The organism is Desulfosarcina sp. (assembly GCF_033791525.1).
In the GTDB taxonomy this organism is placed as follows: domain Bacteria; phylum Desulfobacterota; class Desulfobacteria; order Desulfobacterales; family Desulfosarcinaceae; genus Desulfosarcina.
On sequence record NZ_JASJGN010000452.1, the window covers coordinates 1 to 15,163 of the forward strand.

The window sequence follows — 15,163 nt, forward strand, 5'->3', positions numbered from 1 at the left end:
GTCAACTGGTCGAGACCGCTCCGGGTGACCACATGGGTGTTCTCGATTCCGACGACCCCTTTGCCCGGAAAGACCAGCTTCGGCTCCAGTGCGATCACCATGCCTTCCTCCAGTTCAGTCGTCTGGCCATGGGCCAGAAAAGGAAATTCATCCAGTTCCAGCCCTACGCCGTGACCGATGAAGCGTATTCGGTCGGCTCCGGCACCCATGAAATGCGCACCCACCCCTTTATGGACTGCAATCTCCACGGCCGCCGTGTAGAGATCGCCCGCGGTCGTGCCGGGTGTCGCCATGGCTTTGATCCGCTCCTGCAGGTCCAGCATGTGGGCATGGGCATCCACCAATTCCTGCGGGAGGCGTCCGATGGCGAAGATCCGGGTGTGGTCGCTGATGTAGCCCTTCCAGGCAAATACATAATCCAATAAAATCGGTTCATGGCGTCTTATTTTTCGGAAACTGGGTCCCTGGGCCACCGCAGCATTCACCGATGCGCCACCGGTGGGAGAAGCCAGGTAGCTGGGCACTGCGGCGGCGGGGCCGGACATGAGGTGTCCATAGAACATTTCCGCCCCCCACAGGCGCATGCGCACAATGCCCTGGTGGCCCAGTCGCCGGGCCTGGGCTTCAACCATTCCGGCCAATTCGATTTCGGTCAACCCCTCGCGTAACAGACTGGGTACCGTTTCCGCCACCTGGTCGGAAAAGGCTGCCGCCTGCCGAATCAGATTTAGTTCGTAAGCGGACTTGACTGCCCGAACCATGCGGATCGGTATGGAGATATCCCGAATGTCCACCGCCGGAAAGAGCCGCTTGTAGGAAAAAAAGAGGTTGGTCGGCAGTACATCCAGCTCCATGCCCATAACGGCCGGTGGCTCCAGGCCATTTTCCTGAATCAGGGTCATCAGCTGTTTGGGGCTTTTAAGCGGCAGAATGGTTGCTATGGGAGACTCTTCTTGGGCCCGTTGCAGATTTTTGCGAACCATCAGCAGCGGTGGGCCCTGGGCGGGTATGTATAGATGCGATTGCTGGATGGTCCCCGAGAAATAAAACAGGTCGGTATTCTGCACAATCAACGCACCGTCGATACCCTCCTGCAACAGCCGTCGCTGGAGTTTCTCGATGCGGTCGTCGATTTCAGTTCTCGGCGTGGAAAAGCCTGGGTCGGTCATGGGGGTGACCTCCTTTCTCAAGATTTGCAGGCTGCGTATAAATAGGCAGATCGACAGTCAATCTCAAAAATAAGACCCGGCCTGATGCAAAGTCAAGTGCTCGGAAATCTCGACGCCGGGGCTGCGGTCATTTCGCCGGTCGGCTCGATGGTGGCGTGTCGACATTCCCGAAGGCTTTCGCTGTCGAGCAAGCGCCCGCAGACGAAGGCGCCATAGGGTTCAGGGCATGCCAGCCGCGCGTGCGTCTTTCCTTGACTTCAACGGGGCTTTTGCCTAATCTAACGCAACTTCCATCCGGTATGCGCGGAGCTGAACCATTTTCCCAGGTGACATCGATTATTTTTAATGAACCCGTAATAAGTTGAATTTCAGACGGCTACGTAAAAAGGCCGAGATCAAGGCTTGCGGGCCGCGAAAGCGAGCTTTAGCGAGCGAACAGTATATCGATCTTCATCATTACGGCGAACATTCATGTTCCATCTCGAGGAATGAGGCGTAGTGATTGTACGCCGCAGTGACGAGGGATGAAGCGTAACGCAGATATCGGACTTTTTACGTAGCCGTCAATTTTAATCCGGGCCGGCAATCGCGGCCCCATTAGCAGCCTGTTAGGTAAACCGCCACATATGACCGTACGACGCTTTCTCATCATCGCACCGGCCATCGTCTCTCTTTTGCTGATGCTCTCCTATTTCTGGGTACCCACCTATGAGGAGCAGACCCGGGGCAATCCGGATCGACTGGTGCATTTTATCACCAGTTCATCCGGTGATGCCGCCATGCTCAACCCCATTCTTTCCGCCGACAGCGCCAGCAGCCAGATCAATGGGCTGGTATTTGAAGGCCTCATCGATAGGGATGAGAACCTCCAGTTTCGCGGTCGGGTGGCCCATAGCTGGAAAATATACGAACATGCTTATTTTTACATCAATGAGAATGCCGTCACCGCCCGGTGGGGTCAACCCGATCCTTCTGCGCTGGTCTCAAACCTTCGCGCCGCCATGGATCCGCATACTGTGGAATGGCAGCACGTCAAAGCCGTGGAGTTGCTGCCGCCGGAAGATACCACCCACACCTTTTCGATTCGGGAAGGAGAAGAGACAAAGACCATAACAATTCGGGCCGCAGGCCCCCAACGGGTTCGCATCGTGCTTGATCAGGTGGATCAGATGCTCTTTGAGCGCCTGGCCAGCCTATTGGGAAATAGCTATTTTGACACATTCGACCCGTCCCTTTACGTGAGTACAGATCAAGAAATGCCTTCAGCGCAGCTTAACGCCAAGGCACGGGAATTGTTGCCTCCGACTGCCCACAACCCCATCATCGAGTTCTATATCCGGCCGGGGGTCACGTTTCACGACGGGTATGCGGTCACCGCCGAGGATGTGAAGTTTACCTATGAGTCTATTGTCGACCCCAAGAATCTTTCGCCCCGCATCCCCGACTACGAGCCGGTGAAACAGGTGGCGGTCGTCGACCCGCTGACGGTACGAATTGTATACAAACGGCTCTATTCGCCGGCTTTCGCAACCTGGGGCATGGGGATTCTACCCGCTCACCTGCTCAACGACCAGGTCCTTGCCGAAGAGGCGACCGAAAGGGGTCAGAATCCGGATGAATTCACCATGCGTCAGAGCCGTTTCAGCCGGCACCCCGTCGGCTGCGGGCCGTTTGTGTTCCAGGAGTGGAAATCGGACCAGTACGTGCGCCTGAAACGCTTTGATGCCTATTGGGAGGGCCCACCCAACTACCACGAATATGTGATGCGCATCATTCCCGATTCGCTGACTCAGGAGATGGAGTTTTACGCCGGCACGATTGACGATTACAGCGTGCAGCCCCACCAGGTGGTGCGATTGGAAAAGGATGAACGGTTCCAGAGCTTTTCGGGCACTGCATTTGGCTACTCCTATATCGGCTATAATATGCGGCGTGAACCGTTCAACGACCTCCGGGTTCGCCGTGCGCTGGGCATGGCCATCGATACCCAAAAAATCATCGACTACGTGCTGTACAGCCAGGGAGAAAAAATAACCGGGCCGTTTGTCAAACAGACCGATTTTTATAACCACGACATTGCACCGCTGCCCTACGATCCTCAAGGCGCGGTTAAGCTATTGGCTCAGGCCGGATGGCAGCGCGGCAGTGACGGGTATCTGCAAAAAAATGGCAAGCGCCTGGCGTTTACGCTGATCACCAACAACGGCAATGCGTTGCGCAAAGCCATTTTGGCCATTGCCCAGGATGCCTGGAAGAAGATCGGCATTCAGGTGGAAACCGATCTGCTGGAATGGTCGGTTTTCATTCAAAAACGGGTCAATCAGCTTGACTTTGACGCGATGATCCTGGGTTGGTCCATGGGCATCGATCCTGATCTGTATCAGATCTGGCACTCCAGCCAGAGCGGTCCCTTTCAGCTCAACTTCGTGGGGTTCTCCAACCCCGAGGCCGACGACTTGATCTTAAAAATCAGACAGGAATATGACCATGAACGCCAGGTGGATTTTTGCCACCGGTTGCATGCAATCATTGCCGCTGAGCAGCCCTACACTTTTTTGTATATCAGCCGCTGGACCGCTTTATTGGACAGGCGCATCGTAAGGGCGGTCATCGGGACCGACGGCCGCACCGTGTACAAACCCATCGTGCCCACTAAAACCGGCGGATACACCTTTCATTTCAACCAGTGGATCAAACTGGATCGGCCGCCTGAGTTTTCGGCCGACGGATAGGGAGCGCCCATGATAGCATATTTCGGCAAAAGCATCATTCAAAAGGTCGTGACGCTCTTTTTCGTCTCGGTGGTTTCCTTTCTGATTATTCATCTGGCACCGGGCGAACCCAGTCAGATCGACCCGCTGAATCCCAAGTTCACGCCGGAGATGGTGGCGCGTATGCGCACGGAGTTCAACCTGGACAAACCCCTGCATGTCCAGTACCTGCTCTTTTACAAAAATCTGTTCACCGGCCGCATTGTCTCCTGGCGTGACAATCTTCCGGTGCTGGGGAAGATATGGGAGCGTTTTTTGAACAGCCTGCCCCTGTTCGTCGTGGGCACCATTTTAACCTGGACCTTTTCATTCCCGGTAGGCATACGATCGGCCATCATGCGCGATGGGGTCTACGATAAATCCGCCACCTTTCTGGCCTATCTGCTCATCTCCATCCCGGGTTTCTTCTTTGCCTATATCCTGATCATTCTGACCGTCACCAAACTGCACGTGCCGGTGATCGGCATGCAGACGTTCGGCGTAACATCGGCGTCCCCGCTGGTTCAGATCATGGACCGCACGTGGCATCTGGTGCTGCCCTCCATCCTCGGGGCCACCGGCGGTGTGGCGGTGCTCTCGAGGTATGTGCGCAGCCAGATGCTGGAAATTATCGGCCAGGACTATGTGCGAACGGCCCGGGCCAAAGGACTGTCATCTGAAACGGTTTACTACAAGCACGCCCTGCGAAACGCGCTTTTGCCCTTTGTGACCATGTTCGGACTGATTCTGCCCGGTCTCATCGGCGGGTCGGTGATTATCGAATCGATTTTCTCCTGGCCCGGTATGGGGCGGTTGGCCTATGAAGCGATTCTGGGCAGGGACTACCCGGTCATATTAACCCTCAACTTCATCACCGCCGTATTGGTGCTGGCGGGCACCTTGATCTCGGACTTGCTCTACATGGTGGTGGACCCAAGGATCAAACTCTGATGCCGATCGCAGCCAACCCTGTCGACCCAATGGGGACCGACGAAACCTATATGCCGCCGTCGCGCTCGCCCTGGGCGGAGACCTGGCACCTGCTGCGCAAGAACCGGATGGCCTTTTCCGGCCTGCTGATTTTTATGGTTTTTTTTGCCGTGGCTGTTGCCGGACTGGCCGTCACCTCCGGCAAGGATCCGTTTCTGGACCCCGCTCGTGTGCGTTTGCAGGAAAAGTTGCTTCCCCCCTTGGCTTCCCCCAACACCGACACCTTGCGTGCGGAGGAACTTCCTGCCCTGGGCATTTATATTCTGGGGACGGACGATCTGGGCCGGGATGTATTTGCCCGCATGCTTCAGGGGGCCTGGGTGTCACTGACCGTGGGGTTTGTCGCCGTTGGCATTGCCGTGGGCATCGGCATTCTTCTCGGTGGCTTCTCCGGTTACTATGGCCGGCAGTATATTCAAATGGGACATATTCTCTTCTGGCTGCTGTTGATCGCGGCCGTCGTCATGGCTTTTCAACAGGCATTATCAGCGGGGGTTTTTCTGGCTATCGCCGCCATCGCCGGGTGGCTCTGTAAAAAACAGCACGACCGCCGCCTGTCACCGTTGCCCGTCTACCTGAAGTGGTTGGCCCTACCCACCATTAAGGTGGACACGCTGATCATGCGCGCCGTGGACATCATGCTCTGCTTCCCTTCATTTTTTTTGATACTCACGGTGGTGGCCCTTTTACCACCGAGCATCTACAACATCATGGTTATTATCGGTTTGACCAGCTGGATGGGAACCACCCGGTTCGTGCGTGCCGAATTCCTGTCATTGAGAGAACAGGACTTTGTGGCCGCAGCCCGGGCCTTGGGCATCAGTGACGCCCGCATTATTTTTCGCCACATCATGCCCAACGCCGTTGCGCCGGTTCTGGTCTCGGCCACCCTGGGCATTGCGTCGGCCATGCTCACCGAAGCTGGGCTGAGTTTTTTGGGTTTCGGTGTACCACCCCCCCACGCCACATGGGGTAACATTTTGTCTGACGGCAAGGCCTTTATTTTTGACGCCCCCTGGCTGACATTCGCCCCGGGCTTGGTGATTTTAGTTGTTGTGCTGGCATTTAATCTTTTTGGAGAGGGGATGCGGGATATATTGAATCCAAAACTTCGCGAACGCAACTAGGTGGTATTCAGAAAGGGCATCTTTCGGCCCAGGCCGGTGTTCTCAACATTTTGACAATCCTCGACGTAGCGCTGCTACGCCTGCGGTTACCAAAATGCTGAGGCCTTGGCCTGAACCAAAATCCACCCTTTCTGAATGCCACCTGATCCGAAATGAAGGCTTTCTCGCCCGCCTATACCTTGAACTGGTGAGAGGGCTGGAAAACCACTTCGCGAACCCAGAACCCTGAACATCGAACATCGAACGCCCAACATCGAATGTTGAATGGAAAAAGATGAAAATAATTAACGGAACGCAGCGACCTCATTATTCGACGTTCAACGTTCGATGTTCGATGTTTGACGTTCATCTTTTTTAAGTGCCCAGAACTTAGAACCCATTATGGATCAACCAAACGACATATTGCTTTCCGTGGAAAACCTGCAGGTCCATTTTATCGGCGACGGTCCCGTGGCCCGGGCGGTGGATGGGGTGGATTTTAAAGTCCACCACCAGGAGACGGTCTGTTTAGTGGGGGAGTCGGGCTGTGGTAAGACGGTGACGGCCCTGGCCATATTGGGACTGCTCAAGCAGCCTCCGGCATCAATCGCCGGCGGCCGAATCACCTTTGACGGCCAATCCCTTTTGGATATGCATCAGGATGAATTGCGCGCCCTGCGGGGTAAACGCATCGCCATGGTTTTTCAAGAGCCCATGACCTCTCTGAACCCGGTGTTTACCGTCGGCGATCAGATCGGCGAGACGGTTTTGGTCCATGAACGGGTGTCGACGGCGGAGGTTCGCCGCCGCACGATCCAGCTGTTGGACGATGTGGGCATTGTCGACCCGCAAGGGCGGCTGGGCGACTATCCCCACCAACTCAGCGGCGGGCAGCGCCAGCGAGTGATGATTGCCATGGCACTGGCCTGTGAACCGGACCTGATCATCGCCGACGAACCAACCACCGCCCTGGACGTCACTGTTCAAGCCCAGATTCTGAGTTTGCTAAAAAAACTGAAGCAGGAAAAAAACATGGCCATCCAATACATCACCCACGATCTGGGTGTGGTGGCGGCCATTGCCGATCGGGTCTACGTGATGTATGCGGGTGTGGTCGTGGAACAAGGTACCACCGGCATCATCTTCGGAAACGCCAGGCATCCCTATACCATGGCGCTTTTGGATTCATTGCCCACCAAAAAAAAACGGGGCCAGCGCCTTTACAGCATTCCGGGCAGTGTTCCGCATCCGGCTTACCGACCCACAGGTTGTCCGTTCCATCCGCGGTGTAAATTCCGTGAGCCATCCTGTGAAAAGGCGTTTCCCGCCCTTTGCGACTATGGAAAGGGGCACAAAGCGCGCTGTCCGATCCTTTTTGCCACCCAGGACCGGGCCGAGGAGGCGCACGCATGACCCTATCAGCCAAACCCCTGCTTCGCGTTGAGGGATTAAAAAAATATTTTCCGGTGCGCCGGGGCTATCTTCAGCGGGTGGGCAGCTATGTGCGGGCGGTGGACGGCGTGGATCTGACGATTCAACCCCACCAGACGCTGGGCCTGGTGGGCGAAAGCGGTTGCGGCAAATCCACCGTGGCGCGATTGATTCTCAGGCTGTTGAACCCCGACGACGGCACCGTTCAGTTCGACGGCCGGGAGATCACCGCGCTGACCGAGCGGGCGTTCAAACCCCTGCGCAAGCAGATTCAGATGATCTTCCAGGATCCGTATAGTTCTCTCAATCCACGTATGACAGTGGCCCAATCCATATCCGATGGTGTTCGCATGGCCGGCATCAAGAACAAATCCGACCAGCGAAAACGGATTCGACAGCTGCTGGATATGGTGGGCATGCCGGCGGCCAGTGCCGGTCGCTACCCCCATGAATTCAGCGGCGGCCAGCGCCAACGGGTAGGCATTGCCCGGGCGTTGAGCGTCTCACCCAAACTGGTCCTTTGCGATGAACCCATCTCGGCCCTGGATGTCTCCATCCAGGCGCAGATCATCAACCTGCTCAAAGATCTTCAAGCGGAGTTGGGGTTAAGCTACCTGTTTATCTCCCATGACCTCAACGTGGTCAGTTATATTTGCGACTATGTTTGTGTGATGTATCGCGGCCGCATTGTGGAATCGGCGCCGGCAACTGTGCTTTTCGATAAGCCCTGCCATCCTTATACCCTCAACCTGCTGGCCGCGGTTCCCGAAGCCACAGAGGTTGGGTGGTCACCCCAGGTGGGCGCTGAATTACAGCGAGCTGTGCTGCCCGATGGGTGTGCCTTTGGCGATCAATGCCCCGACTACGGCGACGATTGCAAGCATGAACCGGCCGACATGGTCAAGGTGGGCGATGGTCATTATGTGCGCTGTTGGAATGCGGCTTGACGCCATGGCTCTGCCACCCTCTCACGGAGAATGTATAGATGGACTTGGCGTCATCAGAGCCCGGTCATCGGGTCTCCGGCCACGTCGCCGGTCGACTCGATGGCGGAGGCGATGCGTGTCGACGCATCTGCAATGGCGTTGGGATCGGTTGGCAATGGCGAACAAACCGCCATCAGATGGTTTCTCATCGCATCGTTGCTGCAGACGATCATATCGGAATGGCGATGATTAAGGGCGATCAGCAGATCTCGATCGCGATCGTAAATATCCTCCCTGAAATTCACCGTGCCATCCGCATCCACCCAGGCGGTAAAATAAACCAGGTGTACCGGAATGGGGTCGTCAAGCACCACGGTTTGCCGCCGTCCGCTCATCATGGCGGCCTCCAGACGAGTGCGGTCCCAGCCCTGGCCGTCCAACAGGTATTGGGCCAGGTCCAGAGGCGTTTCCACCCGAACGCATCCAGAGGAAAATATCCGTTTCTGCCGGTTGAAGAGGGCTTTGCCGGGGGTGTCGTGGATGTAGACGCTTTGAGGGTTGGGAAACATGAACTTGACGCGCCCCAGTGCGTTCACATCCGAGGGATCCTGCCTGAGACGGTAAGGAAAGTAGCGCGATGACAGGTTCTCCCAGATGATGCCTGTCGGATCCAGTTCAGGGGCCTGATGATCCCAGCTGTCAAATACCCGGATGCCCTGTCGGGTCAGGTAATCCGGGTCGCTGACGACTTTGGGCAGGATATCTTTGCGCGCAATTCTTCGAGGGATATTCCAATAGGGATTCAATTCGAGGTAAGTCATCCGGCCGGACAGGGTAGGGGTCTTTCGGTGTGACTTGCCCACGATGGCGCGCATGCGCCTGACCATCCAGTCCCCTTCCATTACGTTCAACGTGAAATCGGGGATATTGACCATCAGGTACCGCTTACCGAAACTGTCCGGATACCATCGCCATCGCTCCATGTTGAGCTGCAGCTGAAGGATGCGATCATCAACGGGTACGGACATGGCGGCCAGCGTCTTTCGGCCGACAACGCCGTCCGGAACCAGTCCATGACGATACTGAAACCGCATGACCGCCGTTTCCAGCCCCTGGTCATATCTGAGATCGTCAACCGGCTGGTCGGCGGTCAGGTCGCCAGACAGATTCAGTCGGCTGCGCAGTGCCGACACGCGGGGGCCCTGGTCTCCCAACTGCAGCGAGGGGCCCGGTGCAATTGCCGGCCATCCTCCGGTTTCCCGTATTTGTTCATATTGCTTCAAGGTGGATTTCAGGCGGCGATAGGCTTTTTGCCTGGGCTGCAATGCTTCAAGAAATGCGCTCAATCGATCTTCTTTCACGGCCGCGGCCAGCTCGACAGGCAGATCTCTGCTCCGCGCTGGCTGATCGGTAAACCCCATGTGGGTCAGTGTTTCCAACGCAATGCGGCCCTGCCACAGATGGTTTGCATAGGTGAGCATCACGCCGGTCAGGGCCACATCCATCTGGACATATCGCTTCAGGTAAGAAAGACGGATCGCATCGGAGAATGAAACCGAATCGTTCCACGGTTCCGCCAGCGCAGGGAAAAGATAGTCGTCCGGCCGGAGGCCGTCGCTGGAGGATGCCATAATGGCCCTCCAGAGGATTTGCCCCTGCCATCGCAGCCCGTTTGCATCAACCCAGACCGGCCGATAGTCGACCATGCGGTAGAATCGTGCCACGGGAGTCAGCAGGTTGCCGCGTGTCGCGTCTGACTTTTCATCACCAACCTGCGCAATCGGTGTCAGCCATGCCTGCAGGTCATCCTCGACGGCCGCGTGGGTTGTTTCTGCCGCTGCCATGGTCGGTGATTGACAGAGAGCGACCATCATCAAAAGGAGTGTTATGATAGCTTGTGGCTTCATGGGTTGTTCTATCGTTTTTTTTCAGTTTGCCGGCGGTGTTCCGGCATGGTTGGCTGCAAGGCAAAGCCGCCAACGGAGAATCGAACCATTGCGGTACACCGGTCATAGGGTCTTTGGCAGCATCTTTGACCGGCGGATCGGGCAATCTACCCATGCTCAAATTCAAGAAACGGACCAACTGCGTGATTTTTATGTAAAGGTGATTTTAGTCGTTATTCCGGAAGGATGCAGAGCTCGGTGATTTAAAGGGGTATCGACAAAATGCTAAATTGTGAATTATATTTCCCATTATTTAAGAAATAAACACCAGATTCATCAGGATGTGAACTTTTTTTCTACACCCTATCGCCCCTGGCCCACCATGCGATGCAGAAAACCATTGCATGACGGACCGGTTCAGCTGTTTCAGCTTAAAAAATACTTGACATCCCATTGAGAAATCTTCATATAATCACAAAGTAGCTACAATATAGTTACATTGTGGTTTTTAAGCGTAGCCGCCCCGATTCATTAGGATGCCTGATAGGTCACCCCTGAATTACGTGGGTTTGATTGTCCAGGATTCATTCAATCTTAAATCGACACCAGATAAATTATCCGAACCAAGGCAACATAAAATATCAGGAGGAAACGGTGAAAATTCTCACAACCATTAAAAAGGTAGTTGATGTGGAATTGACCATCAGGGTGGAGAACGGAGCGATTGTTGAAGACGGACTGCAGTACGTCATGAATGCCTGGGATGAAAATGCGGTGGAAACCGCTGTTCAACTTAAGGAAAATAACCAGGCGGAAACAACCTTGGTCAGTATCGGTGGTGGTGAAGACAATACCAAAATCATCCGCAGAGGCTTCGCCATGGGGATTGAAAACGCGATTCAAATCGATGATCCGGCACTGGCCGGAGCGGATTCGTTTGTCTATGCCACCGTGTTGCAAAAGGTTTACGAAAAGGGAAGCTATGATCTGGTTATCACCGGTAAGCAGGCCCAGGATACAGATAATGGCCAAACCGGAATTATCTTTGCGGAGCGCCTGGGATTGCCTTGCGTCAGCAATGTGGTCGCCATCGAGGTCATCGACGACCAGCACCTTAAGGTCTCCCGTTTGGGTGACGCCGGAACCGAAATTGTCGAACTGACCTTGCCCGCCGTGATCACGGTTACCGACAGTATCAATGAACCGCGGCTGCCTCAGATGCGCGGCCTCATGATGGCCAAGAAAAAGAAAATCGATGTAATGGATCTGGCGGCCCTGGGTACATCGTATGATGACGTCGGCGGCACCGCGCCTAAATCGGAAATCGCTGAATTCATGAAATCGGAAACGCGCACGGCCGGGCAAAAATTTGAAGGCGACGCTGCCGACATCACCGCCCGGGTTGTCGCTCTTATGGCCAATGAAGCCAAGGTGTTATAACCAATTTAAAATATATGGTTCACGATCCTATCGGACCCTAACCGGATTAAACCAAGGAAGACACTATCATGGCTAACGTACTCGTGATTGCAGACATCAAACAAGGTGTATTGAAAGGCAGCACAGCCGAACTTTTATCAAAAGCCAAAGCGCTCGGTGCCAAAACCGCAATCGTGGCGATTGGCAGCGACCTGGAGTCTTTAATTCCCGACCTGGTCAATGCCGGATCCGATACGCAATATATCGCCGATGATCCTGGGCTGGAGCTGTTTTCAGCCGGTCCATTCGCATCCTGTGTCGTCGACGCCGCCAAACAATTTGGTGCCAATCTGATCTGGTTCGGTTTTTCCGAAAGCGGCAAAGCCGCCGCCCCAAGAGTAGCCGCGCAACTGGATGCCGCCTGTGCGACGGAAATTACCGACGTGTTGCTCGAAGGCGATCAAATCGAAATAGTCAGACCCGCCATTGCCAATAAAGTCATGCAGCGGGTGAAAATCAATACAGGACAGCTGGTGGCGGTGGTCAGAGCCGGTGCCTTCGAGGCGACGGAAGCGATCACAGGAACCGAAAACGTCGTCCGGCTTTCCGCTCCGGCACCTGATCTAAAGGCTGTGATCAGGGAGCTCCTGTCGGATGCCAGCGGTGAAATCGATCTTGCCGATGCCGACGTGGTCATTTCTGTGGGACGGGGCGCCAAGGATCAAGCCGGTGTCGATATGGTAAAAGCGTTGGCCGGCGATCTTAAAGCGGGTTTTGGTTCTTCCCGCGCCATGGTAGACGGCGGTTTCATGGCCCACAACAAGCAGGTCGGGCAAACCGGCAAGATTGTCGCACCGACCCTTTATATGGCCATCGGGATCTCCGGCGCCATTCAGCATCTTGCGGGTATGAGCGGCTCACAAGTGATTCTGGCGGTAAATAAAGATCCCGAAGCACCCATTTTCAACGTGGCTGACTATGGTATCGTCGGCGACCTCTTCGAGGTGGTGCCGATTCTGCGCGAAGAGATTAAAAAATTAAGAAATTAGGCCGGAAATCGACTGCCGCAGCGAGCGTCACGCATTGGCTTTAGAACAGCTAACCATGAGTTGATGAGGCAACTGTGAATCCCCTATTGATGGCCCTTTTACTGATTGTCGGATTGACCGTTTTCGGTCGGTCGATGGTTCGAAAAATACGGTTGTTAAAGGCACTTGAACCCACCGATAGAGCCAATCACCTGAAGGAGCGACTGATCAACATGGCCGTTCTGGCCATCGGCCAGAAACGCCTGGTCGGAAGAGAAAAAGAGAGAAGTTCGGGCTTGATGCATGCGTTTATCTTCTGGGGATTCTGTATCCTGTTGATTCGCAGCCTGACCCTGTATGGAGAAGGATTTCAGGAAGGCTACCACCTTCCGTTTTTAGGTGGCGATTATCTGTTCGGATACCTTTATGTCGCCATAAAAGATGTCATGGAAAGCATCGTTTTATTGATGGTGGTCTTGGCCATTTATCGGCGTGCCGTTTTAAAACCCAAACGCATGCACAACACGTTCGAAGCCTATTTGGTCTTGGTGATGATCGGGATCCTGATGGTGTCGGATCTTTTGTACGATGGCGCACGCTACAATCTGATCCAACTGTATGACAACCCGGAAAATATTCACTACTTCAACAATCTGAAGTATGGTTCTGAATTTCTCTGGACACCGGTAACGGTGGGTGCGGCCAGTCTGGTTTCGGGATTAAACGCTGACGCCAACCTCACCATACTGGTGATGATGTTTTGGGTGCACATCTGTACGCAGTTGATATTTCTAAATATTCTTCCTACCGGAAAGCATTTCCATGTGATTACCGCGCTTCCCAACGTTTTCCTGAAAAGCTTGGGCTATCCCCATGAAAAAACCAAACCGCTGGACTTGGAAGACGAAACCGCCTGGGAGGAAGAATCCCTGGGGATCAACCATATCCATCAACTCAATTGGAAGCAGGGACTGGACCTTTACACCTGTACCGAATGCGGACGATGCAAAGATGTCTGTCCGACCTATATCACTGACAAACCCTTGAACCTGCATGAATTCAATGACTCCCTGAAATTGGAACTGTCAGAAAATGAAGAAAAAATAATCAAGCGGGCCAAATTGTCATCCACCCTCCGGCAAAGCGAGGATGCCGAGCAACTTGAAAAAACCAAGCAGGCGATCGCCGCACTGAACAGCGATAAGCAATTGGTTGGCGAGGTCATCGCAGAAGAGACACTGTGGGCATGTACGACCTGCCGTGCCTGCGAAGAAGTGTGCCCGGTGACCATTGAACATGTGCCCAGGATCATCGCCATGCGGCAGGGGCAGACCTTGATTGCGGAAGCGTATCCCAAAGAGCTGAATCCGGCGCTGAAAGGGCTCGAGCGCAACGGCAATCCGTGGGGAATCGGTTATGACAAACGCGCCGATTGGGCCGACGGGCTGGACGTCAAAATAATGGCTGACGACCCGGACGTCGACTATCTGCTGTGGGTCGGATGTGCCGGTTCCTTCGATGATCGATCCAAAAAAGTATCCATCAGCCTGGTTAAAATCCTGCAAAAAGCAGGGATCAGCTTCGCCATGCTGGGTGTGGAAGAAAAGTGCACCGGTGACTTTGCCAGACGTGTCGGCAATGAAATGCTGTTCCAGATGATGGCCGAGGAAAACATCGCCACACTGAACGCCTATAAGGTTAAAACGATAATTACGGCCTGCCCGCACTGTCTTAATTCCCTTAAACATGATTACCCGCAAATGGGGGGGAATTACGAGGTGATCCACCATGCCGAGTTCATCGATGGACTCGTCCAGGCAGGAAAAATAAAATTGAAACAGTCCCTCGACGGCGCTTTGACCTATCATGATCCCTGTTATCTCGGGCGCTACAATAACATCTACGATCAACCGAGATCGATCCTGCGATCCGTTGCTAAAGGCGGAGTCAAAGAACTCGACCGACACGGACGGGAAAGCTTTTGTTGTGGGGCTGGTGGGGGAAGAATGTGGATGGAGGAGACCATCGGTAAACGAATCAATCTGGCGCGTTCGGAAGAAATAATCGATAGCCAAGCCACAAATGTCGCGGTGGGTTGCCCCTTCTGCCTGACTATGATCGAAGACGGGATGAAAGAGTTGGGAAAGGAAGAGGAGATCAAAACAATGGATATCGCCGAAATCGTGGAAAAAAATATGGCGTAATAAGATATATTTAGAAGGGGTTGAAAAATGAGGTACGCAGAAACAGGGTTTAATTTGGAAGTTGATCTAACCCGGGGAAACATAGAAAAGGTTGCTACAAACCCGAAAGACACCGAGCTTTACCTGGGCGGTCTGGGCACGAATGCCAAGATTTTGTGGGATCGCGTTCCCCCTGAAGTTGAGCCGTTTTCTCCCGAAAATCTATTGATCTTCAGCGCCGGTCTGTTGTGCGGAACACCCGCAACCGGTTGTAA

General features: G+C 54.3%; 11 protein-coding genes. 9 read left to right on the forward strand and 2 right to left on the reverse strand.

The window, feature by feature from the left end:
* The coding region (locus tag QNK41_RS21330) for a Xaa-Pro peptidase family protein (RefSeq protein ID WP_319261358.1) at positions 1-1,169 on the reverse strand (1,169 nt) is incomplete at its 3' end.
* Positions 1,170-1,795: 626 nt separating this feature from the next.
* On the opposite strand from QNK41_RS21330, the gene QNK41_RS21335 reads away from it, so the two are divergent.
* The 5 genes from QNK41_RS21335 to QNK41_RS21355 all read left to right on the forward strand — a co-directional run bounded on the left by QNK41_RS21335 (position 1,796) and on the right by QNK41_RS21355 (position 8,393).
* On the forward strand, positions 1,796-3,901 hold the full coding sequence (locus QNK41_RS21335) for an ABC transporter substrate-binding protein (protein WP_319261361.1): 2,106 nt from the start codon (positions 1,796-1,798) through the stop codon (positions 3,899-3,901).
* A gap of 9 nt (positions 3,902-3,910) precedes the next feature.
* The gene (locus QNK41_RS21340; protein WP_319261363.1) at positions 3,911-4,870 is read left to right on the forward strand and encodes an ABC transporter permease; all 960 of its coding nucleotides are present in this window, start codon (positions 3,911-3,913) and stop codon (positions 4,868-4,870) included.
* Positions 4,870-6,036, forward strand: a complete 1,167-nt coding sequence (locus QNK41_RS21345) for an ABC transporter permease (protein ID WP_319261366.1) — start codon at positions 4,870-4,872, stop codon at positions 6,034-6,036. Before QNK41_RS21340 ends, QNK41_RS21345 begins: the two co-directional genes overlap by 1 nt.
* 381 nt (positions 6,037-6,417) lie before the next feature.
* Entirely contained in the window at positions 6,418-7,428 is a 1,011-nt protein-coding gene (locus QNK41_RS21350; RefSeq protein ID WP_319261368.1) for an ABC transporter ATP-binding protein, read from the forward strand.
* Entirely contained in the window at positions 7,425-8,393 is a 969-nt protein-coding gene (locus QNK41_RS21355) for an oligopeptide/dipeptide ABC transporter ATP-binding protein (RefSeq protein ID WP_319261370.1), read from the forward strand. Before QNK41_RS21350 ends, QNK41_RS21355 begins: the two co-directional genes overlap by 4 nt.
* A gap of 53 nt (positions 8,394-8,446) precedes the next feature.
* On the opposite strand, the gene QNK41_RS21360 is transcribed toward QNK41_RS21355, so the two are convergent.
* Positions 8,447-10,279 (reverse strand): L,D-transpeptidase family protein, encoded by a 1,833-nt coding sequence (locus QNK41_RS21360; RefSeq protein WP_319261373.1) that lies wholly within the window; start codon positions 10,277-10,279, stop codon positions 8,447-8,449.
* 633 nt (positions 10,280-10,912) lie between these two features.
* On the opposite strand from QNK41_RS21360, the gene QNK41_RS21365 reads away from it, so the two are divergent.
* The 4 genes from QNK41_RS21365 to QNK41_RS21380 all read left to right on the forward strand — a co-directional run.
* Positions 10,913-11,698, forward strand: coding sequence for an electron transfer flavoprotein subunit beta/FixA family protein (locus QNK41_RS21365; protein WP_319261375.1), 786 nt, complete (start codon positions 10,913-10,915; stop codon positions 11,696-11,698).
* Between the two features lie 68 nt (positions 11,699-11,766).
* Positions 11,767-12,726, forward strand: coding sequence for an electron transfer flavoprotein subunit alpha/FixB family protein (locus QNK41_RS21370; RefSeq protein ID WP_319261377.1), 960 nt, complete (start codon positions 11,767-11,769; stop codon positions 12,724-12,726).
* A 74-nt stretch (positions 12,727-12,800) separates the two neighbouring features.
* Positions 12,801-14,909 carry a (Fe-S)-binding protein gene (locus QNK41_RS21375; protein WP_319261380.1) on the forward strand — a complete coding sequence of 703 codons (2,109 nt, stop codon included), beginning with the start codon at positions 12,801-12,803 and terminating at the stop codon, positions 14,907-14,909.
* A 27-nt stretch (positions 14,910-14,936) separates the two neighbouring features.
* Positions 14,937-15,163: aldehyde ferredoxin oxidoreductase N-terminal domain-containing protein (locus tag QNK41_RS21380; RefSeq protein WP_319261382.1), on the forward strand; the 227-nt coding region annotated here is incomplete at its 3' end.

Coding starts and splice junctions, on each gene's coding strand:
- QNK41_RS21340 (WP_319261363.1), top strand. CDS start 3,911: ATGATAGCATATTTCGGCAAAAGCATCATTCAAAAGGTCGTGACGCTC.
- QNK41_RS21360 (WP_319261373.1), bottom strand. CDS start 10,279: ATGAAGCCACAAGCTATCATAACACTCCTTTTGATGATGGTCGCTCTC.
- QNK41_RS21345 (WP_319261366.1), top strand. CDS start 4,870: ATGCCGATCGCAGCCAACCCTGTCGACCCAATGGGGACCGACGAAACC.
- QNK41_RS21335 (WP_319261361.1), top strand. CDS start 1,796: ATGACCGTACGACGCTTTCTCATCATCGCACCGGCCATCGTCTCTCTT.
- QNK41_RS21350 (WP_319261368.1), top strand. CDS start 6,418: ATGGATCAACCAAACGACATATTGCTTTCCGTGGAAAACCTGCAGGTC.
- QNK41_RS21370 (WP_319261377.1), top strand. CDS start 11,767: ATGGCTAACGTACTCGTGATTGCAGACATCAAACAAGGTGTATTGAAA.
- QNK41_RS21355 (WP_319261370.1), top strand. CDS start 7,425: ATGACCCTATCAGCCAAACCCCTGCTTCGCGTTGAGGGATTAAAAAAA.